Annotated in this window: 18 protein-coding genes and 1 CRISPR repeat array; of the genes, 6 read left to right on the top strand and 12 right to left on the bottom strand. The window is 46.6% G+C overall.

Translation table 11 applies throughout. The annotated features are described in order from the left end of the window. The first annotated feature begins 63 nt into the window (after positions 1–63). Positions 64–630 carry a hypothetical protein gene (locus K4A83_RS06960; protein WP_265263741.1) on the top strand — a complete coding sequence of 189 codons (567 nt, stop codon included), beginning with the start codon at positions 64–66 and terminating at the stop codon, positions 628–630. 112 nt (positions 631–742) lie between these two features. On the opposite strand, the gene K4A83_RS06955 is transcribed toward K4A83_RS06960, so the two are convergent. The 4 genes from K4A83_RS06955 to ilvA all read right to left on the bottom strand — a co-directional run bounded on the left by K4A83_RS06955 (position 743) and on the right by ilvA (position 7,313). Further along, on the bottom strand, positions 743–1,534 hold the full coding sequence (locus K4A83_RS06955; protein ID WP_265263739.1) for an LmeA family phospholipid-binding protein: 792 nt from the start codon (positions 1,532–1,534) through the stop codon (positions 743–745). A 254-nt stretch (positions 1,535–1,788) separates the two neighbouring features. After that, positions 1,789–2,502 carry a tetratricopeptide repeat protein gene (locus K4A83_RS06950; RefSeq protein ID WP_265263738.1) on the bottom strand — a complete coding sequence of 238 codons (714 nt, stop codon included), beginning with the start codon at positions 2,500–2,502 and terminating at the stop codon, positions 1,789–1,791. A 201-nt stretch (positions 2,503–2,703) separates the two neighbouring features. Next, positions 2,704–5,286: a PAS domain S-box protein gene (locus K4A83_RS06945; RefSeq protein WP_265263737.1), complete on the bottom strand. Its 2,583-nt coding sequence runs from the start codon at positions 5,284–5,286 to the stop codon at positions 2,704–2,706. A 515-nt stretch (positions 5,287–5,801) separates the two neighbouring features. Further along, entirely contained in the window at positions 5,802–7,313 is a 1,512-nt protein-coding gene (ilvA, locus tag K4A83_RS06940; protein ID WP_265263736.1) for a threonine ammonia-lyase, biosynthetic, read from the bottom strand. A gap of 413 nt (positions 7,314–7,726) precedes the next feature. On the opposite strand from ilvA, the gene upp reads away from it, so the two are divergent. Continuing rightward, positions 7,727–8,380 (top strand): uracil phosphoribosyltransferase, encoded by a 654-nt coding sequence (gene upp / locus K4A83_RS06935; RefSeq protein ID WP_265263735.1) that lies wholly within the window; start codon positions 7,727–7,729, stop codon positions 8,378–8,380. 51 nt (positions 8,381–8,431) lie between these two features. Then, entirely contained in the window at positions 8,432–8,740 is a 309-nt protein-coding gene (locus tag K4A83_RS06930; protein WP_265263733.1) for a hypothetical protein, read from the top strand. Between the two features lie 514 nt (positions 8,741–9,254). Then, positions 9,255–10,704: direct repeats of the CRISPR family, unit length 37 nt; unit sequence CTTGAAATGACCTATAATGCCTATGAGGTATTGAAAC. Between the two features lie 39 nt (positions 10,705–10,743). Here K4A83_RS06930 and K4A83_RS06925 read toward each other — a convergent pair. The 4 genes from K4A83_RS06925 to K4A83_RS06910 all read right to left on the bottom strand — a co-directional run bounded on the left by K4A83_RS06925 (position 10,744) and on the right by K4A83_RS06910 (position 18,689). Continuing rightward, on the bottom strand, positions 10,744–13,239 hold the full coding sequence (locus K4A83_RS06925) for an EAL domain-containing protein (protein ID WP_265263731.1): 2,496 nt from the start codon (positions 13,237–13,239) through the stop codon (positions 10,744–10,746). A gap of 896 nt (positions 13,240–14,135) precedes the next feature. After that, on the bottom strand, positions 14,136–15,362 hold the full coding sequence (locus K4A83_RS06920; protein WP_265263730.1) for a WD40 repeat domain-containing protein: 1,227 nt from the start codon (positions 15,360–15,362) through the stop codon (positions 14,136–14,138). A 98-nt stretch (positions 15,363–15,460) separates the two neighbouring features. Further along, positions 15,461–16,651: a glycosyltransferase family 4 protein gene (locus K4A83_RS06915; protein WP_265263729.1), complete on the bottom strand. Its 1,191-nt coding sequence runs from the start codon at positions 16,649–16,651 to the stop codon at positions 15,461–15,463. A 130-nt stretch (positions 16,652–16,781) separates the two neighbouring features. After that, the gene (locus tag K4A83_RS06910; protein ID WP_265263728.1) at positions 16,782–18,689 is read right to left on the bottom strand and encodes an ABC-F family ATP-binding cassette domain-containing protein; all 1,908 of its coding nucleotides are present in this window, start codon (positions 18,687–18,689) and stop codon (positions 16,782–16,784) included. A 122-nt stretch (positions 18,690–18,811) separates the two neighbouring features. Here K4A83_RS06910 and msrP point away from each other — a divergent pair, with 122 nt between their 5' ends. The 3 genes from msrP (at position 18,812) to K4A83_RS06895 (ending at position 21,812) form a co-directional block, all read left to right on the top strand. Next, the gene (gene msrP / locus K4A83_RS06905) at positions 18,812–19,798 is read left to right on the top strand and encodes a protein-methionine-sulfoxide reductase catalytic subunit MsrP (RefSeq protein WP_265263727.1); all 987 of its coding nucleotides are present in this window, start codon (positions 18,812–18,814) and stop codon (positions 19,796–19,798) included. A gap of 88 nt (positions 19,799–19,886) precedes the next feature. After that, positions 19,887–21,368, top strand: a complete 1,482-nt coding sequence (gene cysS, locus K4A83_RS06900) for a cysteine--tRNA ligase (protein ID WP_265263726.1) — start codon at positions 19,887–19,889, stop codon at positions 21,366–21,368. 249 nt (positions 21,369–21,617) lie between these two features. Further along, a complete protein-coding gene (locus K4A83_RS06895) occupies positions 21,618–21,812 on the top strand; it encodes a hypothetical protein (RefSeq protein WP_265263724.1) in 195 nt (64 codons plus the stop codon). Between the two features lie 7 nt (positions 21,813–21,819). Here the strand turns inward: K4A83_RS06895 and radC are convergent, their stop codons facing one another. The 4 genes from radC to clpP form a co-directional block, all read right to left on the bottom strand. Then, positions 21,820–22,551: a RadC family protein gene (gene radC / locus K4A83_RS06890; protein ID WP_265263723.1), complete on the bottom strand. Its 732-nt coding sequence runs from the start codon at positions 22,549–22,551 to the stop codon at positions 21,820–21,822. 96 nt (positions 22,552–22,647) lie between these two features. Next, the gene (locus tag K4A83_RS06885) at positions 22,648–23,559 is read right to left on the bottom strand and encodes an alpha/beta fold hydrolase (protein WP_265263722.1); all 912 of its coding nucleotides are present in this window, start codon (positions 23,557–23,559) and stop codon (positions 22,648–22,650) included. Between the two features lie 17 nt (positions 23,560–23,576). Next, a complete protein-coding gene (clpX, locus tag K4A83_RS06880; RefSeq protein ID WP_265263720.1) occupies positions 23,577–24,929 on the bottom strand; it encodes an ATP-dependent protease ATP-binding subunit ClpX in 1,353 nt (450 codons plus the stop codon). A gap of 9 nt (positions 24,930–24,938) precedes the next feature. After that, entirely contained in the window at positions 24,939–25,709 is a 771-nt protein-coding gene (gene clpP / locus K4A83_RS06875) for an ATP-dependent Clp endopeptidase proteolytic subunit ClpP (RefSeq protein WP_407809927.1), read from the bottom strand. Positions 25,710–25,797 lie beyond the last annotated feature (88 nt).

Raw genomic sequence — 25,797 nt, 5'->3', positions numbered from 1 at the left:
AAGGAATTTTTATCACTCCGGATGTAGTTAGCTTTGTAGTGAAGTTAACGGGCAAATTTCATCATGCAAGCCTACACTCCTTCCTCTCATTCTGGCTCTCAGCATAAGCTTCTCGCTGGGTTACGGGAGATGATTCTAGTAGAAGCCGAAAGGACGGGAAATCCTTGGGTTAAAAGTTCTAAACTCCTCACCCTCTATGCAGAACATTATCATGATTCTCCTGCCCATCCTTCACGCATTACCCGAGATCATGTTAAACAATTGCTTCGCCACTCACCGGATTTTATCTTATACGTTACAGCGAATCCTGATGTATTTTTTGTGAAGTTACAAACCGAACCAGACTCCTATTTTTACACCCCTGTCCAGCCCTTTCAGGTCAGAGACTCTTCCCGAAATGTTAGAGAGAAAAAGGCACAGATTTCCCCGGTTAAAGTTGAGTTAAACTCTGCACAAAATCTTAAAACCGCACTCAAAAATATTGTCATGAGTTTACAGGACAATCACCCTAATCATACGGTAGAAATTAGTGCAGTTAACCAAGCTTTCTATCAGTATTATCATGTACCGCTTAAAACCATGTTGCGGCAATTCTATCCCGGCTTGAAGCTAATGGACGTTATCCAGTGAATTACCGACTCAATTCTACGGATAGATAGGCGGCTTTGGGATTCACAGCTAAAACCGTTGTGGGGTGTAGGGGGAATTCATGAGTTCCCCCCGTGTTAAATCATGGGGAAAATTAACCACTGCGGGGAATACGTTCAATTTGAGCATAGCCACTAAACAGCAATTCTTTCCCCTGAGTTTCTAGGCGATTTAACCGCAAGAGGACTCCATCTAAATTGAAACGGTCGAGGTCTACCATCTCGTTAAGGATATCTACCAGAATCCCCATTAACAGGCGCGATAAGCCCTGTAAACCTTCGGGAATGGTTTCCCCCTCAAACACGGCGTTTTCATAGGTAATTCGTCGCCGTTTGGCTAAACCTAGCTCACAACTAAGGACGACTGGAACCACTTGATTGGTTAAATGGGTCTGAGCGAATAATTTAATCCGATTTTGGGGCAACAGTTCTAGGTGAACATCGGTAAAGGAAACCGGTTCCCCCCCAGATAACTCCAGCAAACGCGGGTCTGTAAGGTTTTCTAGCCGTTTCCGTACTAACTCGGCTTTAAAAGCATGGTTAATGTCGGTTTCTGTCAGTGTTACGAGTGCGATCGCCTGAGTCGGTTGTTTCAGGGCAATAGTTCCCTTTAACACTGACCCAAAATCTAACGCTACCGCGTCCGTCTCAAAGGACATGGCGGCCGTGCGGAAATCCCGGCGAATTACTAGACCTCGCCCCTGCATCTTAAAGCTATCAATACTCCCCTGTAGCAGCTTGCTAGAGGGCTGACAGCGCACTTGTACCTCAACCGATTCACACTGAGTAAACAGGTGGCGGATGGTATTACTGGCAACGGTATTGAGGAGGTTCTCCCCCCAATCCGCCCCTTGATTTTGATTTGAACCAACAAAGCCACCAAACATTGTGTTAAGTTCTGCGCTGATAAACAAAATTTTCGTCTCTCTTTCCTTTGTAACAAAATGTTAACGATTCGGCAAAGGTTAAGGCACTCTGTCGGAGGAGTGAGTTCTGGGGCGTGGGAAGTTGAGCCAAAAGGAGAGGGGTGTAAAGAGCTTTGTCTCTACACCCCTCTCGCTGTGATGCTTCAGGTTTCATATTTCACTGATATTTAGTTCATGGTTTCCTCGGGCATCTTAGACCCTCTTATCTTACTCTGTCAGGCCGTCATGGGGTTTAACAGTTCTTCTAGCCACTGTTGAATCTGTTTGCGGTAACGACGGGAGGGGAGAGTATTAGAGAGGCTTTCTAAGGCCCGTTGATAGTCTCCCATCGCTAGATTCCAGTCGCCTCGTAAATGGTAGGTGCGGCCGCGTTCGCCGTAGCTGCGGGCTTTGAGGCGTTTTCCGAGGACTAATACGAGGTCAAAGTTCTCAATGGCTAAGTCATAGAGTCCCATGTCGCGGTAGGTAATGCCTTGATTAATCCAAGCGCGCCAGTTGGCGGGGTTAAAGTCGAGGGCAATTTGATAATCGGCGATCGCATCGGCCAGTTGACCTTGAGCGATATAGCAGTTGGCGCGGTTATTATAGGCACTATCTAAACGGGGATTGAGCGCGATCGCCTGATTGTAGTCGGCGAGGGCTTGATCATACTCCCCACAGTTAAAATACATCAGACCGCGATTGTTATAATCCATGGCACTATCTGGATTACAGGCAATCAGTTCATCTAAAAGTGCGATCGCCATTGTATAATTGCCCAGATTGGAATGTTCTAGAACTAAACTGCGTAAATAACGCTCAAAGAAGGGCGGCGCATGATCCATTTCATGACCCACAATGCCCTGATCCACCCCAGAATAATCAGACGGTTTGCCAAACGCCTCCTCTAGACTCTGAATAAACGGTGCCATCTCTGGATAGTTCATCATTTCCTCCCAGCTAATCCATCCTACTCTCTACCCTAGTCTTTGACCCCACCCTCCAGACAGCGATCTGTGTCACTCGTTGGGGTGTCCTCGATCGGTTCTTCCTTTGTAGATTCAAGGTCAGCCTTAGAAGTTCCAGAAGATTAGCCAGTTTCACCACTGGCACAATAGCCCTTGATTTTTGTGAAAGTCACAGCGTCTAGACTAGACTACAGGTAACTCAATGACAAACTCACTCCCAACTCCCGGAGTGGAAGAAAAATGTAAATGGCCTTGGTGATTTTGGGTCACAATTTGATAACTAATCGCCAATCCCATCCCCGTCCCTTTGCCCACAGGTTTGGTGCTAAAAAAGGGATTAAACATTTTTTGTTGAACCTCTAAAGGAATGCCCATCCCATTATCTTTAATGGTAATTGATACCCAATCCGGGGCGATTGGTTGGGTTTTAATCGTAATATTACCCACATAATGATCTGCGGATAAGCTCTTTTTTTGTCGCTCCTCAATAGAGTCTAGGGCATTCACTAATAAATTCATGAACACTTGATTTAATAACCCACTATAACAAGTGATATTCGGTAAATTGCCATAGTTTTTAAACACTTCAATATAGTGAAGGTGTCCCTGATGATGGAGACGATTTTGCAAAATGGTTAAGGTACTATCAAGATTATCATGTAAATTCACTGTCTTATATTCTGCTTCATCCACTCGGGAGAAAGTGCGTAAGGATTTTACAATATCCCGAATGCGTAACGCCCCATTTTTCATGGATTCAATAGTTTTGGGAAAATCATTGATCACAAAATCGAGTTGAATTTCCTCCATAAACTCTTCAATCTGGGGATGGTATTCTGGATAAACCGATTGATAGAGTTGAATTAACTCAAATAAATCATGAATATAGTCGGAAGTGTGGGTTAAGTTGCCGTAAATAAAGTTAACTGGATTATTAATTTCATGGGCAACACCCGCCACCAACTGCCCTAAACTGGACATTTTTTCGGCTTGAATCAGTTGGATTTGGGTTTGTTGTAGTTCGTGATAGGCTTTCTCTAATTCTTGGGTTTTAGCTTGGGATTCTTGGTAAAGTTGGGCTTGATAGATGGCGATCGCAACTTGATTCCCAATACTCTCTAACAGTTTAACCTCATGCTCTTGCCAAAGACAGTCATTGTTAATCCGCCCGATCTCAAACGCCCCTTGACGGTTGCCCATGTGTACGGGTAGGGCAAAATAAAGGGCAATTCCCGCATCCTCACAAAACGCCTTGAGTATTTGATCCTCTGATTGACTAATATCAGCATAATAGATTTCTTTATTCAATAACTGCCTATAAAGTTGGGGAAAATCACTCATTTGATACATTCCTAACCAACTCCCCAGGTCTGGATGTCTTTGTTCCTGTACAATTTCCCAACAGGGAGGCTCTAGATCATGGCGATACCAGCCAAACACGCAAATATCGACATTTAATTCCCCAAAAATGGCATTGACGGCATTTTTTAAAATAGTGTCAAGATCCAAAGAATTGCGGATTTCTGTACTAATTTGATTTAATAGTTGACTCCGACTGAGAACCGCTTGTAATTGACATTCTGCCTCCTTGCGTTCGGTAATATCCCGAATAATGCAAAACACCTCATCTTCCCCACACACCACTAAACGCGCTTCATAACTGCAAACTCCGGCAGGGGTAGGGAGTTCATACTCAAACTCTTGGATTTCTTGGGTATCCAAGGCTCTCTCAATGGCTTCCCCGGTTTGTTGGGCGACAGGAGGGGGTAGAATATCATGAACCGTTTTGCCTAGAAACTCCTCCGGTCGCATGAGGGAAGCGACTTGGGAGGAAGGTTTAAAGTCTAAAAAGACTCTTTGGCGATCGCACCGAATCATCATATCCGGAATCCCTTCGAGGAGGGCGCGAGTTCGGGCTTCACTCTCTCGTAACGCGCTTTCTATCCCCTTGGCGGCGGTAATATCCCGAATATAGCCAAACCAAGTAATTGTCCCATCATGTCCCCGTTGCGGTGTGGCATGACCGACCACCCACAGGATTCTACCATCGGGGTGACAGATGCGATATTCACAATGCCACTCCTCCAAGGTTTCCGCCGACTCTTGAATAGAGGCCGACACTTGGACAACATCATCTGGGTGTAGCAATTGCAAAACGGGAGTCGCATCTTCCCGCACGGCTTCAGGACTCACCCCATAAATATCCCACATCCCCTCACTAGCAAAGGGAAAGGCAAAATGACCATCGGGATATTGATCAAATTGATAAATCACCCCCGGAATATGGCGGGCAATTTTTCGCAGGAGATCCCCTGAATCATCCCGAGGGGTGAACTCTCGCAAAGTCAACAGATGGACTTGGGGCAAAAAATGAGCCGTGGCAGTATATTCCACCGCTTTCTGTTCTCCTTTGCTGTTGATCAGTTTGAAGTTTCCCGAGGCTTGACCTGTGCTTAAGAAGTCGTGCCAAGCTTGGGCAAAGTTAAACTCTGGCGGAATAAAATCTGCCAGTTTGTGGGTGATTAAATCCTGTTCCGTTAATCCCAATAATTCACAAGCTGTAGGATTTGCTGCGAGAGAAAACCCCTCCTGATCAACGATTAATAGCCCATCGGCAATGGTTTTAAACAGGGCTTGAAAGGTGGGGTTATGACGCTCAAAATCGGCTAAGTGGGCGGAGGGTAAAGGAGCGTTGGCTTGACTCTCCACACCAGAGGGACAGTGAGGACTGTCAGTCTGGAAACATACTTGACGAGGAAATAACATTATTTTATTTTTTTTGAGCAAGAGGATTTTTATGGTGTTTGAGCTTGTTATATCTGAATGATAGGTTAGGTCTTGGGAAACGGAAAATCAAAATCAATAATTAGTAATAGTTATCGGGTCACTTTTTAGTGAGTTGTTGGGTTACGCTGTCGCTTCACCCAACCTACGGGGGGTTTGGGGTGTTCATGGTTGATCTCCTGACTGGGGGTGTTGGGTTGCGCTGTCGCTTCACCCAACCTACAGATCGCGAAACAATTATCAATTATCAATTAACAATTATCAATTGTTTTGTTGGGTTGCGCTTCGCTTCACCCAACCTACGGATCGCGAAACAATTATCAATTATAAATTAACAATTATCAATTGTTTTGTTAGGTTGCGCTGTCGCTTCACCCAACCGACAGATCGCGAAACAATTATCAATTATCAATTAACAATTATCAATTGTTTTGTTGGGTTGCGCTTCGCTTCACCCAACCTACGGATGGCTACAAGATTGAACTTTTAACCTTAAATTAGGCGAGGAACAAATGATACGCAGGATTATGATTTTCATCCCAGTAGCGATAACCTAATGTTTCTAAAAAGGCTTGCCATTGACTCATTTCATGGGGAGGAACTTGCATCCCTACTAAAATTCGTCCGTAGTCTGAACCATTATTGCGATAGTGAAATAAACTAATATTCCAATCGGGACTCATCGACGCAACAAACTTCATTAATGCGCCGGGTCTTTCCGGAAACTCGAAACGATATAATAATTCATGATGGGCTAAGGGAGACTTTCCCCCCACCATGTGACGCAGATGCAGCTTAGTTAATTCATCGTCTGTTAAATCTAAGGTTTTTAAGCCAAAGGACTCAAAGGATTCAACTAATTGGGCAGCATCAGCGCGATTTTCTACCTGCACCCCGACAAAAATATGGGCTTCTGTTTGGTCAGCAATGCGATAATTAAACTCGGTTAAATTGCGCTTACCTAAACAATCACAAAACTGGCGTAAACTGCCGGGTTTTTCGGGAATTGTTACGGCAAAAATGGCCTCTCGTTGTTCCCCTAATTCGGCTCGTTCCGCCACAAAACGGAGACGGTCAAAATTCATATTTGCTCCACAAGCCACGGCAATTAGGGTCTGGTGTTCAATCCCTGTCTGTTCCACATAGGCTTTAGCTCCTGCGATCGCCAAGGCCCCGGCTGGTTCTACAATAGACCGAGTATCCTCGAACATATCCTTAATCGCCGCGCAAGTGTCATCGGTTCCCACGCGCACAATATCATCGACATATTGCTGACACAGACGAAAGGTTTCCGCCCCTACCTGTCGCACGGCCACCCCATCGGCAAATAAGCCCACTTGGGGCAAACGCACCCGTTCCCCGGCCTTGAGGGATTGATACATGGCATCGGAATCTAAGGGCTCCACCCCAATCATTTTAATTTCGGGTCGCAAGCGTTTCACATAGGCTGCTATGCCTGAAATTAAGCCCCCGCCCCCAATGGCGACAAAAATGGCATGGATAGGCTTTTGATATTGACGTAAAATTTCCATGCCGATGGTGCCTTGTCCGGCAATAACATCCGGGTCATCAAAGGGATGAACGAAGGTTAAGCCTTTTTCTGTGGCTAATTGACAGGCGTAGGTGTAGGCATCATCATAGGTTTCCCCGTGGAGAATGACGGCCCCACCCCTAGCTTGTACGGCGTTGATTTTGACTTGGGGGGTGGTAACGGGCATGACAATATAGGCCCTTGTTCCCAAACGATGAGCGCCTAAAGCGACTCCTTGAGCATGATTTCCGGCTGAAGCGGCAATGACTCCCTGAGCGAGTAAATCGGGGGGGAGTTGTGCCATTTTGTTATAGGCTCCTCGTAATTTGAAGGAGAAAACCGATTGCATATCTTCTCGTTTTAAAAAGAGTTGATTCTGCAAACGGCGTGATAAATTAGGAGCGAGTTCGAGGGGGGTTTCTTGAGCAACATCGTAAACCCGAGCATTCAGGATGCGTTCAAGATAGTCGGAGGGCATGGGTTTATGGTGTGAGTAGAAGTTAAGCGCGGTCTATTATTTTACCAAAGAAGGGGGGCAAGTTTGCGGTGATTAACTTCACGGTAGCTTTACAGGAATTCCCTTTAGGATTAGGTTTTGGTAAAGATCCGCCGTTTGGCCTATACATCCGGATAGAGATTTGGGAGACTGTAAGCAGGGAAAACAAGGCAAGATATAAAGCTTGTGGGATTTAAGAACTCGTAATTCGATTTGGTTTGAACCGGAAGAGTTCATCGATTTCTGAGCTTATTGACTTGACCGAAGTTGGTTGGTGCAAAAACCCAGTAAGAATGCTGGGTTTTTTTCTATTGTTTTTTTGGGGCGGGTTGACCCATCGCGGCGCGAAAAGCAGTATGATCAAGGACTCAGAACCTTTTGAAATTTGCTGCTCCATGACTTCACAACTGCGCGTCTATGTCCCGGAACATCCCCTGATTAAACACTGGCTGGGGGTTGCCCGCGATCGCAATACCCCTTCTGTTCTCTTCAAAAGTGCTATGACAGAATTGGGGCGTTGGCTAACCTATGAAGCGAGCCGCAACTGGCTCCCTACGGAGGATATTGTATTAGAAACGCCCCTCGCCCCTTGTGAAGCGACTTTAATCAATCCGGAGCCCCCGATGGCCATTGTGCCGATTTTGCGGGCGGGTTTGGCCTTGTTGGATGGCGCACAAACTTTGCTCCCCCTCGCTTCGACCTATCATTTGGGGTTAGTGCGCAATGAGGAAACCCTTGAGGCGACTTGTTACTTGAACAAATTGCCGGAAACCATAGACTCCAACACCCGGATTTTAATTTTAGATCCGATGTTGGCCACGGGAGGTTCTATGATTGCGGCATTGGAGGCGTTAATTGAACGGGGGGCGAATCCTGAACTGTTTAGAATTATCTCGGTGGTGGCGGCTCATCCGGCATTGCAAAAAATCAACCAATACAACCCCAATTTGATTATTTATACGGCGATGATTGACCCGGATTTGAATGAACAGGGTTATATTGTACCGGGTTTGGGGGATGCAGGCGATCGCGCTTTTGGCACTCTTTAACTTTCTGGAGACAGAATAGAATAGAAAAGGGGAATTGAGGATTATTTAATTATGAGTCAACGAGACGGATTTACAGGCGGCTTTTTAACTGGCGTGATTCTGGGCGGCATTGTGGGCGGCATTGTGGGCGCACTGGCGGCTTCTCGACGTTCTGGGGAGCATGAGAGCAGGGAATCCTCGTCTCTCGACGGTGCAGTTGGAGAAGGTCCAGAATTATCTGAGGCGAGTATGGAACACGCTCGCCGCAGTCTAGAACATAAAATTGCTCAGTTAAATTTAGCCATTGATGACGTGCGGGAACAGTTAAGCTCTGTTAATGGGAATTATGGAGAGTTGAACCACGAAGAAACAGCAGATTGAGCGCGAAGTCACCCTAAAAATCGGCTCGTAGTTGCGCTTCAGCGCGAAGTTAACCTAAAAATCGGCTCGTTGTTGCGCTTCAGCGCGAAGTCAACCTAAAAATCGGCTCGTAGTTGCGCTTCAGCGCGAAGTCAACCCAAAAATCGGCTCGTAGTTGCGCTTCAGCGCGAAGTCAACCCAAAAATCGGCTCGTAGTTGCGCTTCAGCGCGAAGTCAACCCAAAAATCGGCTCGTAGAACACCAGCTTAACTGGTCGAGGTTGGGTGAGGGATTCTCCTCTCTCAAATTGCGCGACGGGGTGGGTGTTTTTTTTGCCCTTGGGCGAGAATAGTCCAAAAAGCTCGGCTGGATTGGGTTTGAGGGGGGTTCTGGATCGGAGGGTGTCGCGCACCTTACAGGGCAAGGGTTTCAGCCTTTTCTTGTGTTTTTGGGAAGGCTGTGTTATAGTTTTCTTGTGGGTGTCGCGCAAGTCGAGCGCGAAGGTCGCACAAGATAAGGCTTTCAGACTGCCGCTCTTGAAATGACCTATAATGCCTATGAGGTATTGAAACGCGAATTTGTCGCTCCCACTGAATTAAGTTGCTGGAGTCCTTGAAATGACCTATAATGCCTATGAGGTATTGAAACGTGTAACTAGTTATGGGTCTATGGCAATAGACCCGTTCCTTGAAATGACCTATAATGCCTATGAGGTATTGAAACAAAATCATGCTGCTCTATTAAATCCTCTAGGTCTTTGAGCCAACTTGAAATGACCTATAATGCCTATGAGGTATTGAAACCTCTACAACGAAGCAGGAGAACGGTACGCGGTGAAATGCCTGCTTGAAATGACCTATAATGCCTATGAGGTATTGAAACTGGGAGGGTATTTTTTTGGCATATTAGTGTACATACACTTGAAATGACCTATAATGCCTATGAGGTATTGAAACGGAACAATGTTACTGCTCATGCTTCTCCTTGAGTTTTGGCTTGAAATGACCTATAATGCCTATGAGGTATTGAAACGCCAGCCTGCCTCTCTTTATCGGCCTGTGGAATCTTGAAATGACCTATAATGCCTATGAGGTATTGAAACCCTACTACAAGAACATATTCGGTATGGAACAACCCTTCTTGAAATGACCTATAATGCCTATGAGGTATTGAAACAGGTTATTGCCTGTAATATCTGCATAGTACAATTCTCTTGAAATGACCTATAATGCCTATGAGGTATTGAAACGTAATTTATGCTGATATAACTAAAAAGCCCTCAAACTTGAAATGACCTATAATGCCTATGAGGTATTGAAACATATCACCGTAAACAGGGCAGTGGAGTTCATTTTAGCGGACTTGAAATGACCTATAATGCCTATGAGGTATTGAAACAAATTAGAAAATCGGTGTAAAATGATTGTTTTAAACTTGAAATGACCTATAATGCCTATGAGGTATTGAAACCGAAGTGGACAAATTAACCCAAGCTGGGCTTTCCACTTGAAATGACCTATAATGCCTATGAGGTATTGAAACAAGATTTTGCAGGCCGAGCAGAAGCTTTCTGCTGCCCGCCACTTGAAATGACCTATAATGCCTATGAGGTATTGAAACGCTTACAACGGGGACTACAATCCCCGGGGACATTATCTTGAAATGACCTATAATGCCTATGAGGTATTGAAACTTTTAATTTAAGAACCCCCCCGGATACCAACGGTTCTTGAAATGACCTATAATGCCTATGAGGTATTGAAACGTTAATCTCATCGACAAACTCATCCACCACCCCATCTTGAAATGACCTATAATGCCTATGAGGTATTGAAACTCAAGCATCGTTGGATTGATGCGATGGGGATTGCATCTTGAAATGACCTATAATGCCTATGAGGTATTGAAACAATAAAAAAAGGAGACAAGGGAAATGAACTTAAATCTTCTTGAAATGACCTATAATGCCTATGAGGTATTGAAACGAGAACCGACCCTGTATAGGATTGCTAAAGGACGGGGCTTTAAACCCAAATTTTCGGTAAGGGTTGATTGAGCAGGGTTTCTACCTCTGCAACTGTGAGGGGTGGGGCGAAAAAGTAGCCTTGTCCGTAGTCACAGTTTAGCTCCCGTAAGGTTTTCAGTTGTTCGGGGGTTTCAATGCCTTCGGCGACGACATTCATGTTGAAACTGTGGGCTAAATCTAGAATCATTTGGATAATTTTAGTGCTGTCTCCCGAGGGTTTCATGTCTTGGACAAAGGACTTGTCAATTTTGAGAGTGTGTAGGGGAAGGTTTTGTAAACGGCCGAGGGAGGAGTAACCCATACCAAAGTCGTCTAAACTGAGACGCACCCCGAGTTCCCGAAATTCTTGGAGCAAGGCGATCGCATGATCCGCATTGGCGATTAAACTACTTTCGGTAATTTCGAGCTTGAGACGACGACTATCTACTCCCGTTTCCTCTAAAATCCCTTGCACTTGTCGCACAATATCCGGTTGCAGGAGTTGAATGGGAGATAGGTTCACGGTAATCACTAAATGCTTAAAGTCGGGAAAGGAATATTGCCACGTCCGCAGTTGATAACAAGCTTTATAAATCACCCAACGCCCCAAGAGGGCAATCAGTCCGGTTTCTTCCGCCATGGGAATAAATTCTAAGGGAGAAATTAGACCCCGTTTGGGGTGATGCCACCGGATGAGGGCTTCAAATCCTTGCAGTTTACCCGTTTTAAGGGAAACAATGGGCTGATACTGAAGTTGGAATTCTCGTTCTAAGGAGGGTTGATTCAGTCCTAGGGAGGTATTGAGGGAGAGGGAGTTGAGGGTATGACGGAGATCGGTTTCTAGTTGCCAGAGGGCGATCGCACTTTCATGGAGATAGGCATTAAAGACCGCGTAGGAGGATTGACCTTGTACGCGGGCTTGATACATGGCGATTTCGGCGTGACGTAACAGGAGTTGGCAGAGGTCCGTATTGGGAGAAGAGGGGGGACTGGTCATGACATCCCAAGAGAAGGTAATCCCGATGCTCACATTGCTATAAACTCCTTCCCCCGCTAAAGAAAGGGGTTGTTGTAGCACGTTTTCCAATTCTTGCGCCAGATGAAGAACCGCATCCGGAGCGGTCACTTGTGGGTAGAGAATGGCGAATTCATCGCCCCCCATACGAGCTAACAGACAGGGAGCGTGACCATTATGACTGAGGAGTTCTTTTAAGCGTTGGGTGGTGATTTGCAGGAGGCGATCGCCCACAGGATACCCTTGATGGGCATTGATTTCACCTAAACGGTTCAAATCGAAAAATAACAGGGCAAAATGCCCCTGTTCACTGTTCCGAATCTGGGCGAGATGGGTCTGGATTTGTTCAATCAGAACGGAACGTTGAGGCAGTCCTGTTAAGGAGTCGTACTGTTGATGATAGTGGCTCTGGGCTTGTTTGATCCAGTAGTGCTGTAGAAGGGCGATCGCACTAGCAGATCCTACCACCAACAAAGGAGACACCACCGGGATTAACCCATTCCCATAAAACACCCCCACAGCTAACACCACCCAAACCACACTAATCCCCACCATCCCCGACAATAGGCGGCGCAGATTTTGCCCCGTTAGTACGCCCCCCAAAACCATGCCCAGCAACCCATAGCCCCAAAATAGTCCCTTTGCTCCTTCCCCCCAAACCTTGAGATGATTCCCCTGTAACAGATTGCTAATAACGGCCGCTTGGACATGAACCCCATTGCCCACATTCTCATCATTAAAGGGGGTCATCACTGTATCAAATCCGGTGGCCGTGGAACCGACTAGAATAATTTTGTCTCGAAAGGTTTCCGGGGGGATTTCACCCCGTAACACCCCCGCAAAGGAGTAAGTGGGAATTTTCCTGATGTCCCCTTGCCAATTAATCCAAAATGAAGGGTAATCCGAGGGCTGAGGGGGGAATAAGGGAGCTAAGGTGGGAATACGGGTTAAACTCAAGCTTAATGCCGGAATATCCCCCATTTGCGGCGTAATCTGATAGACAAAGCCTCCACTGGTGGCAGGATAGAAGAGATGACCCATCCCGCTGGCCTGTTCCCTCAAGCGGGGAGCAGGTAACAGGAGTTGTCGATTGGGCCCCCAAGACACCCCCAAAACCACCGGAGGAGACTCGGCCATTGCCGCCGCAAGTTCCCCATCTTCGGCGGTTTCCTGAAGCAGGAGGAGGTTAAACACAATAGCATGGGGTTGGGAAGGGGCTAATTGCTGGAGGAGTTTAATATAAGGCGATCGCGACCAAGATTCTTGAGTAAATCCCTCATGACTCACTTGGTCAATGGCAACAATTACTACTCGGTCATCCCAAGGGCGTTCTCCTCGCAGCTCAAACAGGCGATGATAGACCCAATGCTCTAGCGGTGCGATCGCCCCTAACATCTGCAAAACCCACACCCCAACCACCGCCAAACTTCCCCCCACAAAACGACTCCAAGGGTGGTGCCATAACATCATGCCGAGTTGTACTTCCCTTCGTGCCTTCATGACCCTTCCTTTTAATCGCCCTATTTCCCCCATACTAACCAATTCACGACCCCCACTGAGTATTATTCAGGACAAAACTCGTTCTCATATCAAGTCGGAATAAATGGCGATTGCACTCGATTTAAGATCACACATCAGGGATAGGAAGTGAGGGGATTTCCCCCCCAATCATTTAATTACATAAACAACAACGGCAATTTTTACCCTCCGCATCACAACACTGACAGCACGGTGTCGCCGTTCCTTGTACTAATTTAATACCCAATTCAAACTGGCCGTAGTTTAGATATCCCCGCAAACTACATTGACTGACCAGAGCGATAGAAACTAGAGTAGCCCCAATCATTTGGTATGGATTAACCATAAAAGAAAACACCCTTGGTAAAACAGAATACACTTTCAGCACACCAACAAGAACTTAGGGATTCTGACCCCCTAAAACTTGTCTGCTGGATCACTCAAGGCAATTTATTCAAGCACATTAACCCATGCACAGGTTGTGCTTTTATGCGTTTATTGCCTCAGAATGAAAAAAAGTCAAAAAATGCGTTAATTCAAGCCTTCAAAAAACAGCTATAAGCTATAAACTGACCTCTTGAAAATGTCACCATGCAAATGTCATTGTGCTAATATAACGTTTCCATTTGAGTTTTGTAATCCACAAGAGAAAGCCAAGGGAACACCGGATCTGGGAACAGTATACAAGGGGTACAAGTAGCTTGAAGTATTGTGAGAAATTTCTCTAAGAGTTGATCAATTGGAAACGCTATATTAGCCCCAGTTATTGAGTCAAACAAGACCAGACTAACCCACCCCGCCACTAGCTGGGTTGGTTTCCTGTTCATTCCCATATCAGCACCTAGAGACTAAGCAATATAACTTAGCAACATCTGCCCCTATGATACACCCCAAATTTTAATTGTTCCATCCTTGCTTCCACTGAAAATTCTTTTTTCATCTGGGCTAAGAATTACGGAAATTACGGAATCAGAATGCCCAGAAAAACTATGTTGTAGGGTTTTTCTTCGTAAATTCCAGACATTAATTTTTTGGTCAGCACTGCCACTAATCACCGTTTTTCCATCTGAACTGATACATAAATCATTAACTTCATCAGAATGTCCCGGTAGCCAATATTTAGTTTTACCCGTTTTTACATCCCAGCCCACAATAATTTTATCCGCACCACAACTAATTAACGTTCGACTATCCCCACTAAAACGAGTCGATTTAACCGCACTCAAATGACCTTTAAACGTCCCGTGATGCTCACCCGTTCTGAATCTCCAGACCTGAATCGTTCCATCAGATCCCCCACTAGCTAACCATTGATTATCAGGACTTAAGCTCACCGTGTTGATGATATTAGAATGTCCCTTAATCGCATAATTAAACTGATTTTTGTTAAAATCCCACACCTTAATCATGCCATCAATGCCGCCACTCACCAAAGTTTGTCCATTGGGACTAATGGCTAAAGATTTAACAAAATTATTATGTCCCGTGATCATGCGTAAGAGATTCCCGGTTTTTAAATCCCAGAGGATAATAGAACGGTCTACACTACCACTAATCAAAGTTTGCCCGTTGGGACTAATCACCACACTATCCACCCATTCCGAATGACCTTCTAAACTGCGTTTGAGCGTTCCGGTGGTGGCATCCCAAATCTTGATCGTTTTGTCGTGACTGCCACTGACTAAGGTTTTCCCATCAGGACTTAGGGCCAAAGAACTCACGGCATGATGATGCCCTTCGAGGGTGTGTAAATCGTGAAATAAAGACCAAGGATTATAAGAACGCAAGGCTAACATCACCTTTAAATCCGCCCGCTCTTGTTGTAGAAGATAGGTAGACATTTTCGCCCGTTCCCGTAGGAGCAGATAGGCAGACCATTGAACCTGTTGTGAGGGGTCTTGTAACGCCCTAATTACCCAAGAAATACCTGTTTCGCCGTATTTCATCGCTTCGACCAGAGCCACCCGTCGCACCTCTTCTAGAGGGCTTTCTAAGCGCCGTCTCACCCCTTCTAAACCCCCTAAAACCAGACTCCCTCTCGGTGCTGGGGAATCTCCACCAAGGACGGCATCGTAAAATCGGGGTTGTTGGGAATGTCTAGGCATAATTGAGTGAGGTCAGGTGAGCAGAATCTAACTCCTTTGTGGAATAGGATAGGGCTTGCTGAATAAGTCGAAGAGTCGGGGGCAGGGGGGCGGACAAACTAGGACCAATGGACTTGGGCGCGTTCTGTGACAACACACTGATAAACGGTTTCGGTTTGTTGAGCCAACATCGTCCAGTCAAAGCGCAAGAATAAATCGTTGTAAGCATTATCCACCAATTCCTGAGCATAATCCGGGTTTTTCAAGATTTTTAGAATGCCTTGACAGAGGGAATGGGGGTTATTAGTTTGGGTAACAATGCCTGTAATGCCATGTTGTACTACTTCGGGCAAACCACAGGTATCAGACACCACGACAGGCACTCGGGCAGCAAAACTTTCTAAGGCGACAATACCAAAGGGTTCATAGAGACTGGGGAAAACGGCACAGTCGGCAATAGTTTGAAACTTGTCGAGGTCAGAGTCGGACATAAATCCGGTGAAGTAACATTTCTCCCAAATACCGAGGTTTTTGGCTTGTTGTTGGAGGTGAGATGTATCTCCACCCCCGATAATAATAAATTTAATGCGATCGCCCAAGACCCCCAGCAAAAGAGGGGCCGCATCCAACAGCACAGAAATTCCCTTTTCGTGGCTCATCCGACCGAGATAATAGACGATTTTCTCCTGATCTGCCGCAAACTGGCGACGGAATTTCATATGGTCAAAGCGGGGATCTCGTCGTTTTTTTTCCGGACGGATGCCATTGTAAATCACGTTGACTTTATCCCCCGGACTGTGAAAAATGCGTTGGATTTCTTGTTCCATGTAGTGGGTACAGACAATAATCCGCCAAGCATTATGGGCGAGGATGTACTCCTTGCCGTGAATGTAGTGGTGGGTTTCGTTATGAATGCCATTATAGCGGCCGTGTTCCGTGGCGTGGATGGTGGCAACCAGGGGAACTTTAAAACGGTGTTTAAGTGCGATCGCCGCATCCCCCACCAACCAATCATGAGCATGAATCAGTTCAAAGGGCCCCAAATCTTGGATCAATTTCCCCCCATAAACCCCCATACTCTCATTCATATTCACCACCCAATGGAAAAAATCATTACCCGGCGCAACCGGAATCCGATGAACCTTAATCCCTTCCACCAGTTCAAAGCGGGGAGCATCGCCAAATTCCACGGTGATCAAGTGAATATCATGACCCAGTTTCACCAATTCTGGATATAATTCGGCGACGTGGCGTGCAATTCCCCCCACAATGCGAGGAGGAAATTCCCAGCTTAGAACTAGAATCCTCATCAACCTCTATTCCATCCTGTTGTTAAGCGTTTGGTAGCAACTTTGCCTATTGTCCTACTTTTTCAGAATGTTTTGGCTTTTCCTAGATTTTGAAACCCCCCCCACCTCCTCGCCAGAGAGGAATCAATCATTACTCCAAATCCGCCAACTCTAACCAGCGCTCCGTAGCCAGATCAATCGCCTCATTCAACCGCGCCAACTCCTCCGACAACTCCTGTAACCTTGTATAACCACTCGGGGGATGCTCATACAACGTCGCTTCTATCTCCCCTCGTTTCGCCTCCAATTGAGGAATTTTCTCCTCCAACTCCGCCAACTCCCGACGTTGATAATTCGACAGACGACAGGGAGAACTTCCACTAGATCGGGGCTTTTCCCCCTTCGGTTTACTCGGAGTCGTCGCCGGAGTTTCAGCAACCCTGCGCCTCTGTTTATACTCCAAATACAGCGAATAATTGCCCGGATACCGCTCAATCCGCCCCTCCCCCTCCAAAGCAAAAATCGTGTTCACCGTCCGATCCAAAAAATACCGATCATGAGACACCACAATCACACAACCATTAAAATCCTCTAAATACTCCTCCAACACCGCCAACGTCTGCACATCCAAATCATTCGTCGGTTCATCTAAAATCAACACATTAGGCGCTTCCATCAACACCGACAACAAAAACAAACGCCGTTTTTCCCCCCCCGACAACTTAAAAATCGGTGCATACTGTTGACTCCCCGGAAACAAAAACCGCTCCAACATCTGGGACGCACTAATTTGACCCCCATCCGCCGTCCTGACATAACTGCCAATATCCTGAATATAATCAATCACCCGTTGATTCTCATTCAGCGCCGCCAGCAAATCCTCCGAATGTTGGTCAAAATAGCCAAAATGAATCGTTTTCCCCACCTCAATCGTCCCCCCATCCGGTTCAATTCGCCCCGTGATTAAATTCATCAGCGTTGATTTTCCCGCCCCATTGCCCCCAATAATCCCAATCCGATCATCGGGATTAAACTCATAACTAAAATCTCGAATTAATACCCGTCCCTCAAAACCCTTCTCAATCCCCTTCAATTCAATCACCTTCTTACCAATGCGTCGCCCCGGAGTGTCGATTTCTACCCGGCCTTGCACCTCCTTAAACTCCCGATTCTGCATCTCATCAATGCGGTCAATGCGCGCCTTCTGCTTGGTACTCCGTGCCTTCGGCCCTCGCTTCAACCATTCCAACTCCCGCCGCAACACCCCTAAATGTTTGCGTTGACTGCTCACCTCAGACTCCTCGGCCAACGCTTTTTTCTCCAAATAATAGGAATAATTGCCACTATAAGTATAAAGATCCCCCCGATCCACCTCTAAAATGCGATTCGTCACCCGATCTAAAAAATAACGGTCATGGGTGACTAACAACAAAGCACCCCGATATTGACTCAAATAGTCCTGTAACCACTCCACCGACTCCGCATCTAAATGGTTCGTCGGTTCATCCATCAGCAACAAATCCGGTTCCGCTAACAGCGCCGTGGCCAAAGCAATGCGCTTACGATACCCCCCCGATAACTCCCCCACCCGCCGATCAAAATCTTCAATCCCCAATTTCGTCAGGATAATTTTAGCCCGCGTTTCCACCTCCCAAGCCCCGGCCGCTTCCATCTGCTCGGAAACAGCCGTTAATTGAGACATCAAGCGATTTAACTCCTCCCCTTTAGCCCGAGCCATATGATGGGAAAGGTCTTCATACTCTCGCACTAAGGCCATTTGTTCCGTACTGTCGGCAAAAACTTGATCCAAAACCGTGCGGTTTTCATCGACATCTGGCTGCTGCGGCAGATAGATAATTCTCGCCCCCGATTTAACCAACCGTTGCCCCCCATCAAGGGGTTCTAGTCCAGCAATCATTTTTAAGAGGGTGGATTTTCCTGAGCCATTTACCCCAATCAATCCCACCTTATCGTTGGAGTCAATACTAAAACTCGCCCTGCGCAGAATCTCTTTAATCCCAAAGTCTTTTTTAATTTCTTGTAGGGTGACAATACTCATTATAAATTGGTTAATGTATCGCTTTTTGTCTTATTTTAAACCATGGACGGACTTAAATTCAAATAACAATCGAGTTAAAAAACAAGCTAATATAGGAAAAAATCCTGATTTTGTAATCTGTTATGAGCTTTTTTGTCCATCCCCCCAGTTGGCAATTATCAGAATCTGTTGTCACCTCTGAAACCGTTTATCATAATCGCCGTCGCTTCCTTAAAACCCTAATTGGGGCGGGGATTGGTGCGTCATTACTTCCCCTGACCGCTTGTAAAAGTTCAGTCTTCCAACAGTCTGAACTGGCGATGACCTATAATTTACCCGCCCTGGAGAACTTGACAAAAAACCCAAATTTTGCTGAGGTCGATCGACCAATTACCGACCAAAGTTTAGCGAGTAGTTACAATAATTTCTATGAGTTTGGGGGGAATAAAAGCATTTGGCCGGCCGCCCAAGCCTTGCCGACGAATCCCTGGACGGTGGAAGTGGGAGGATTGGTTAAAAATCCTCGCACCTACGATTTAGACGATTTAAAACGCAAATTTCCCCTAGAAGAACGGATTTATCGCTTTCGCTGTGTGGAAGCTTGGTCAATGGTGTTGCCTTGGGTGGGGTTTCCTATGAAGGCTCTAATGGCCGAAGTTGAACCTACATCGGCGGCGAAATTTATTCGCTTTACCTCTTTTTATGACCCGAATATTACGAAGGGGCCGGGGTTTCATTTAGGGACGTTACCTTGGCCTTATACGGAGAGTTTGCGCCTTGATGAAATGGCTAATGAGTTGGCCTTTTTTGCCCTAGGAATTTATGGGAAAGAGTTACCGAAACAACATGGCGCACCCATTCGGGCGGTTTTGCCTTGGAAGTATGGTTTTAAGGGGGCAAAGTCTATTGTTAAGGTGGAGTTTGTAGCCGAACAACCTGCGACCTATTGGAATACATTGGTGCCGAGTGAGTATGATTTTGAGGCCAATGTCAACCCAAGTAAACCCCATCCTCGTTGGTCCCAAGCGACGGAAAAGTTTATTAGTTCAGGGCCTAATTTAAGTTGGGAGGTGCGGGCAACCTTACCTTATAACGGTTATGGGATCTATGTGGCTCGTCTTTATTCCTGATGGGGCGGGGGGCAATTTATCAATTCCCCCGACTGCTATATAATTCAAGAGCTTGCCCTTGGACTTCACTGGATTCTGAAAACCTCCCATGACTATTCGTGTTTACAACAGCTTAACCCGCCAAATGGAAGTATTTGAACCTATCGAACGGGGAATGGTGCGGATGTATTGCTGTGGGATTACGGTTTATGACTACTGCCATTTGGGTCATGCGCGCACTTGTTTGATTTGGGATGTGGTGCGTCGTTATTTGCTGTGGCGAGGTTATCGGGTGCAGTATGTCCAGAATTTTACGGACATTGACGATAAAATCCTCAATCGGGCGAAGAATGAGGGGGTGTCGATGGAGGAGATATCGGAACGCTTTATTGAGGCTTATTTTGAGGATATGGAGGCTTTGCAGGTGGGCAGGGCGGATAGTTACCCTCGGGCAACTCATACCTTGAATGGGATTCAGCGCCTGATTACGGAGTTGGAACAAAAGGGGTTTGCCTATGCGTCTCAGGGGGATGTTTATTATGCGGTGCGGCAGTTTGAGGATTATGGTAAGCTGTCGGGTCGCAAGTTAGAAGATTTACAAGCGGGGGCGAGTGGCCGGGTGGAGACGGAAGACCCGGACGCGCCGAAAAAACGAGATCCCTTTGATTTTGCGCTGTGGAAGGGGGTAAAACCGAGCGAACCTTCTTGGGAGTCGCCTTGGGGGGCGGGTCGTCCGGGGTGGCATATTGAATGTTCGGCGATGGTGCGTGAGGGGATGGGGGAAACGATTGATCTCCATGTGGGGGGGGAGGATTTGAAGTTCCCTCACCATGAGAATGAAATCGCTCAGTCGGAGGCGGTGACGGGGAAACCGTTGGCGCGCTATTGGCTACACAATGGCATGGTGAAGGTGGGGGGTGAGAAGATGTCGAAGTCGTTGGGCAATTTCACCACGATTCGGGATTTGTTGGCGCGTCCGGTGCATCCGATGGCGGTGCGGTTGTTTGTTTTGCAGGCGGACTACCGGAAGCCGTTGGATTTTACGGATGAGGCCTTGCAGGCGGCAACGAATGGCTGGCAAACGTTACAGGATGGTTTGCTGTTTGGCTATCAGTATGGGGAACAGTTGGGCTGGAGGGTGAATCTGGAGGATATTGCTTATCGGGGGGGGAATGTCCCGGTGGCGGAGGCTTGGATTGAGCGTTTTAGTGATGTGGTGGATGAGGATTTTAATTTTGCGGGGGGATTGGCGATTTTGTTTGAGTTGGCGAAGGAGTTACGCAAGGAACGGAATTTGTTGACCCATGAGGGGAAAACGGAGGTGAGTCCGGAACGGTTGGAGGTGCAATGGCGGATTCTGGTGACGTTGGCGGGGGTGTTGGGGTTTAAGGCGGATTGGGGTGGTCTGGAAACTCCGGCGACGGGGGGGTTAAGTGAGGCGGAAGTTGAGGGGCTGATTGCCCAGCGTCAGGAGGCGAGACGGGCGAAGAATTATGGGGAGGGCGATCGCATTCGGGATGAGTTGAAGGCACAAGGGGTGATTCTGGTGGACAAACCGGGGGGAGTCACTACTTGGTACCGGGAATCCTAATTAGGGCTTGCTGAATAACTTGGGGAGCAGGGGAGAGGGGAATTGATAATTGATAATTGACAATTGACAATTGATAATTATTACCTATTCCCTATTCCCTATTCCCTTGTTGAGTCTAGCGTTGGGCTTTTTCAGCAGACCCTAATTAGGTTAAGTTCTGTAATGCTTACCAATTTCTGGGCAAACTGTCAAGTATTTGGGGTAAAATGGGGGGGCGCTGTTAATCCATCACAAGGTAGAAGACAGGTTATGAGTCCTAGTGCCAGTGCAATTGCTGAGGGTATCCGCTTTATTCCTGCACCTCCTCCTACGGATCCATCTATTCCGCCCTCGATTTTTGGCATTGAGTTAGAAGGCGATCGCGATGTGGAATGGCAATGGCTGAATCTCCCCAATGGTCATCGCGTAGTTACAGGTTATCGTGTCGTTCAAAGACGACGTTAATCCCTAACTATTCTCCTTGAGGATAGCGAGTCCATAAATCACTCACTTGACGTAAACTGGCAAAATTACCATTTCCTAAAATTAAATGATCCAAAATAGGAAGATCCAGTAATTGAGCCGATTTTAATAATTGCTCCGTCAAGATTAAATCCGCATGACTGGGTTCTAAATTTCCCGAAGGATGATTATGGGCAATAATTAATTTAGTCGCCCCTTGACGAATCACTTCCCGGAAAATATCCCGAGGATGGGCAAGGGTTTCTGTTGCCGTGCCAATGGTAATCACTTGAGTCCCAATTAAACAGTTTTTATTGTCCAACAATAACACAGCAAAACGTTCTTGATTTTGCCACATTAAATCATGACTCAGAGCGTCGGCCGCCACTTGGGGACTATCAATTAAAGCACGGGGAGCCGGACGTAGTTGAAAGGCTCGTTTTCCTAGTTCAATAGCTGCTAAAATCGCTGTTGCTTTGGCCGGCCCCACTCCATTAATATCCATTAATTCTTGAGGAGAAACACTGCGTAAAACATCCAGGGGATCTCGTTGATGTTGCCCCAACGTTTGCAAGATGTACTGTCCTAAACCAACAGCCGAAAGTTTGCCGGGGCCTTGACCTGTACCGAGGAGAATGGCAAGGAGTTCAGCCGTCAGGAGGTTTTTGGCTCCAACAGTTAGCAAACGTTCCCGGGGGCGCTCACTTTCCGGTAGATCGGCAATTCTTAAGCTGTAGGTCATAATACTTCATCAATTCATGTCCCGTAAGCATTAATATAACCTAGCCTTGCCGCTTTAACGCAAAGAGTTAAGGGGAGGAAATTTGGTCAGTCTAAGCTAGATTCCGCTCTGCAAAAAAGCCCGCACTCCGGTTAAATACGCTCCCGCATCTTCCAACATCGGGAAATGAGCCGTCTGGGGAATTTCTAAATACTCAATCCTGCCATTCAACGCCGCCGCATTGCGCCCCAATTGTGCTGGGATAATAATATCTTTTTCCCCTGACACTAATAACGTCGGGATGGCTAAATTAGCGAAAATTTGCGGCATTTCTAACGCGGCCTGCTCACTCACTGCTGTGTAAATTGTCCCGACAGCCGCCGCTTCATCCGCCATTAAATAGTCTTCTAAAAACTCCCGACTCATGGCATCCGGTAAAGGACGATGCAAAAAACGCGCCATAAACAAACGCCCCGCCAAGGGAACGCTCAAAAACCAAGGAAAGCGGAATTTAACCACATATCCGCCGATCAAATGGAAGGCTTTAAACGATAGGGCATTATATTCAAAAATGCCGTTACAAGTGAGGATTAAACGTTCCACCCGCTCGGGAAATTGTCCCGCAAATAAAGCGGCAATGGAAGCGCCCAAGGAATGACCGTTTAAATAAACCCGCTCTAAGCCAAAATGGTCTAATAATAGTCCTAAATCTTGGGCATAGTCCCCTAACTCATAACTCCCCAAGGACTCAACTCCAGTGTTCGGTAAGACTGAACGGGCAAAACCGCGCAAATCGTAGAGCAAGCAGTCAAAGTCTTGACAAATGGCGCGGGCTGTGCTTTCCCAGTAACGAGCCGAACCGCCCCAACCATGAACAAACACCATAACGGGTTTGTGGGTGATGGGTTTTTCTGTCCCACTGCCGGGGGAGCGAATCCACTGATAAAAGTGGTCTACTCCCCCTAGGTTCACAATTCCGGTTTCTGTAGATCCGGTTTCTCTATCGCTGAGGCTGGTTTTAAACTGCACCCTTGCTCATCCTCCTTTCAAGCGGATTCCGGTTTAGGCAGGGTGGACGGGTGAACTAACAGTTCCGCCGTTGAGCGTTTTTCGACCATTTCCGGGGTGATTAAGCAGCGCCGCACGTCTTTCCGGGAGGGCAGTTCATACATGACTTCTAGCATTAATTCTTCCACAATTCCCCGCAAGGCTCGCGCTCCAGTTTTGCGGCGATAGGCTTCCTGTGCGATCGCCCTGACCGCATCTTGACGGAATTCTAGCTGTACATTGTCCATCCAAAGCAGTTTTTGATATTGCTTGACTAACGCATTGCGTGGCTGGGTCAGGATTTCCATTAAGGCCTCTTCGTCCAAAGGATTCAAGGTCGCCATCACAGGCATCCGGCCGATAAACTCTGGAATTAAGCCGAATTTCACTAAATCCTGCGGCTCTAGGAAGGGCATAATATCTACAGTGCGCTGTTCCTTCGACTGCTGGTTATCTCCGGGTCGCACAAAACCCATTGATTTCTTGCCAATGCGCTGTTCTACCACTTTCTCTAAGCCAACGAATGCGCCCCCACAAATAAACAAGATATTGCTGGTGTCGATTTGAATACAGTCTTGATAGGGGTGTTTCCGTCCACCTTGGGGGGGAACATTGGCTAGAGTGCCTTCTAACATCTTCAAGAGGGCTTGTTGTACCCCTTCCCCTGAGACATCCCGCGTAATGGATGGGTTTTCACTCTTGCGGGCAATTTTATCAATTTCGTCAATGTAAATAATGCCCCGTTGGGCTTCTTCTACGTCTAAATCGGCCACTTGTAACAGACGCAGTAGAATATTCTCTACATCTTCCCCCACATAACCTGCTTCGGTGAGGGTGGTAGCATCGGCTACGGCAAAGGGAACATCAAGGATTTTGGCTAAGGTTTGAGCTAGCAGGGTTTTCCCGGAACCGGTGGGGCCGATTAAGAGAATATTGGATTTTTGTAGCTCAATATTGTCATCTAACCCGCCTTTACCACCATTATTATTTTTGGACTGGACAAAACTCAGGCGTTTGTAGTGGTTATAAACGGCAACAGATAAAACTTTCTTGGCTTCATCCTGTCCGATGACATGCTCATCTAAATATTTTTTGATTTCTGTGGGTTTGGGAATCTGACTGAAAGAGAAACGATCCGCATGAACCCGACGTTTGGGGGGTTGTTCTTCCCGGGTGGCCACGGGTTGAGGGGCTGGACTTGACGAATCAATCAACTCCTCATCTAAAATCTCATTACATAGCTCTACGCATTCGTCACAAATGTAAACTCCTGGCCCGGCTATGAGCTTGCGGACTTGCTCTTGAGATTTGCCACAGAATGAACACTTTAGATGGGAGTCGTACTTCGGCATATCTACCTCTTATTGGATTGCAGTTAAGGGGACTTCAATTTGAGGAAGTCCGGGTTTAGTGATTACTTGGTCAATCAGACCGTAATTTTTGGCTTCTTGTGCGGACATAAAGAAGTCGCGGTCTGTGTCAACGGCAATTTTTTCTAAGGGTTGACCTGTGTGACTCGCGAGCATTTCGTTCAGTTGGTTTTTGATATAGAGAATTTCTTTGGCTTGAATTTCTATATCTACGGCCTGTCCTTGGGCGCCTCCGAGGGGTTGATGAATCATAATCCGCGAACTGGGTAGGGCAAGACGTTTTCCCTTTGTCCCCCCTGAAAGCAAAAACGCCCCCATACTGGCGGCTAGTCCATAACAAATGGTTACAACATCAGGCCGCACCTGCTGCATGGTGTCGTAGATGGCCATTCCGGCGTACACTGAACCCCCGGGGGAGTTAATGTAGAGTTGAATGTCCTTGTCTGGGTCTTCTGCATCAAGACAGAGCAGTTGGGCTACGACAGAATCGGCGATCGCATCATCCACCGCCGTCCCTAAAAAGATAATCCGTTCTCGCAGCAGACGGGAATAAATATCAAAAGCCCGTTCGCCCATCCCCGATTGCTCAATGACAATGGGGATTACAGCACTAGGGATTACAGCACTAGGGATTACAGCACTAGAACGCCGGGAACTATTCAAACTAGAATTAACCGGGCTAGATGCGCTGTTGCCCAAAGAGCAGTAATCATGAATAAAATGACTTTTAGGTGAGTAGTCGGGCGATCGCGATTGAATCATAACAAAGCTTCTTAGCCTGAGAACTAAATGGGTTGAAGAATAAACAGATTAAAGAACAATCAGAAAATCTGAATTTGAATGCTTGTTA

Source organism: Spirulina subsalsa FACHB-351 (genome assembly GCF_026130165.1).
GTDB lineage: Bacteria > Cyanobacteriota > Cyanobacteriia > Cyanobacteriales > Spirulinaceae > Spirulina_A > Spirulina_A subsalsa_A.
Note: the sequence above shows the minus strand (reverse complement) of the source record. Positions and strands in the feature narration are given on the sequence as shown.

Excerpts from the sequence above, each read along its gene's own strand:
- K4A83_RS06925 (WP_265263731.1), bottom strand. The coding sequence starts at position 13,239 with ATGAAGGCACGAAGGGAAGTACAACTCGGCATGATGTTATGGCACCAC.
- K4A83_RS06960 (WP_265263741.1), top strand. The coding sequence starts at position 64 with ATGCAAGCCTACACTCCTTCCTCTCATTCTGGCTCTCAGCATAAGCTT.
- K4A83_RS06930 (WP_265263733.1), top strand. The coding sequence starts at position 8,432 with ATGAGTCAACGAGACGGATTTACAGGCGGCTTTTTAACTGGCGTGATT.
- K4A83_RS06895 (WP_265263724.1), top strand. The coding sequence starts at position 21,618 with ATGAGTCCTAGTGCCAGTGCAATTGCTGAGGGTATCCGCTTTATTCCT.
- radC (WP_265263723.1), bottom strand. The coding sequence starts at position 22,551 with ATGACCTACAGCTTAAGAATTGCCGATCTACCGGAAAGTGAGCGCCCC.
- clpX (WP_265263720.1), bottom strand. The coding sequence starts at position 24,929 with ATGCCGAAGTACGACTCCCATCTAAAGTGTTCATTCTGTGGCAAATCT.
- K4A83_RS06945 (WP_265263737.1), bottom strand. The coding sequence starts at position 5,286 with ATGTTATTTCCTCGTCAAGTATGTTTCCAGACTGACAGTCCTCACTGT.
- clpP (WP_407809927.1), bottom strand. The coding sequence starts at position 25,709 with ATGATTCAATCGCGATCGCCCGACTACTCACCTAAAAGTCATTTTATT.
- upp (WP_265263735.1), top strand. The coding sequence starts at position 7,727 with ATGACTTCACAACTGCGCGTCTATGTCCCGGAACATCCCCTGATTAAA.
- K4A83_RS06955 (WP_265263739.1), bottom strand. The coding sequence starts at position 1,534 with ATGTTTGGTGGCTTTGTTGGTTCAAATCAAAATCAAGGGGCGGATTGG.
- msrP (WP_265263727.1), top strand. The coding sequence starts at position 18,812 with ATGAGCTTTTTTGTCCATCCCCCCAGTTGGCAATTATCAGAATCTGTT.
- K4A83_RS06915 (WP_265263729.1), bottom strand. The coding sequence starts at position 16,651 with ATGAGGATTCTAGTTCTAAGCTGGGAATTTCCTCCTCGCATTGTGGGG.
- ilvA (WP_265263736.1), bottom strand. The coding sequence starts at position 7,313 with ATGCCCTCCGACTATCTTGAACGCATCCTGAATGCTCGGGTTTACGAT.
- K4A83_RS06950 (WP_265263738.1), bottom strand. The coding sequence starts at position 2,502 with ATGATGAACTATCCAGAGATGGCACCGTTTATTCAGAGTCTAGAGGAG.
- cysS (WP_265263726.1), top strand. The coding sequence starts at position 19,887 with ATGACTATTCGTGTTTACAACAGCTTAACCCGCCAAATGGAAGTATTT.
- K4A83_RS06920 (WP_265263730.1), bottom strand. The coding sequence starts at position 15,362 with ATGCCTAGACATTCCCAACAACCCCGATTTTACGATGCCGTCCTTGGT.
- K4A83_RS06910 (WP_265263728.1), bottom strand. The coding sequence starts at position 18,689 with ATGAGTATTGTCACCCTACAAGAAATTAAAAAAGACTTTGGGATTAAA.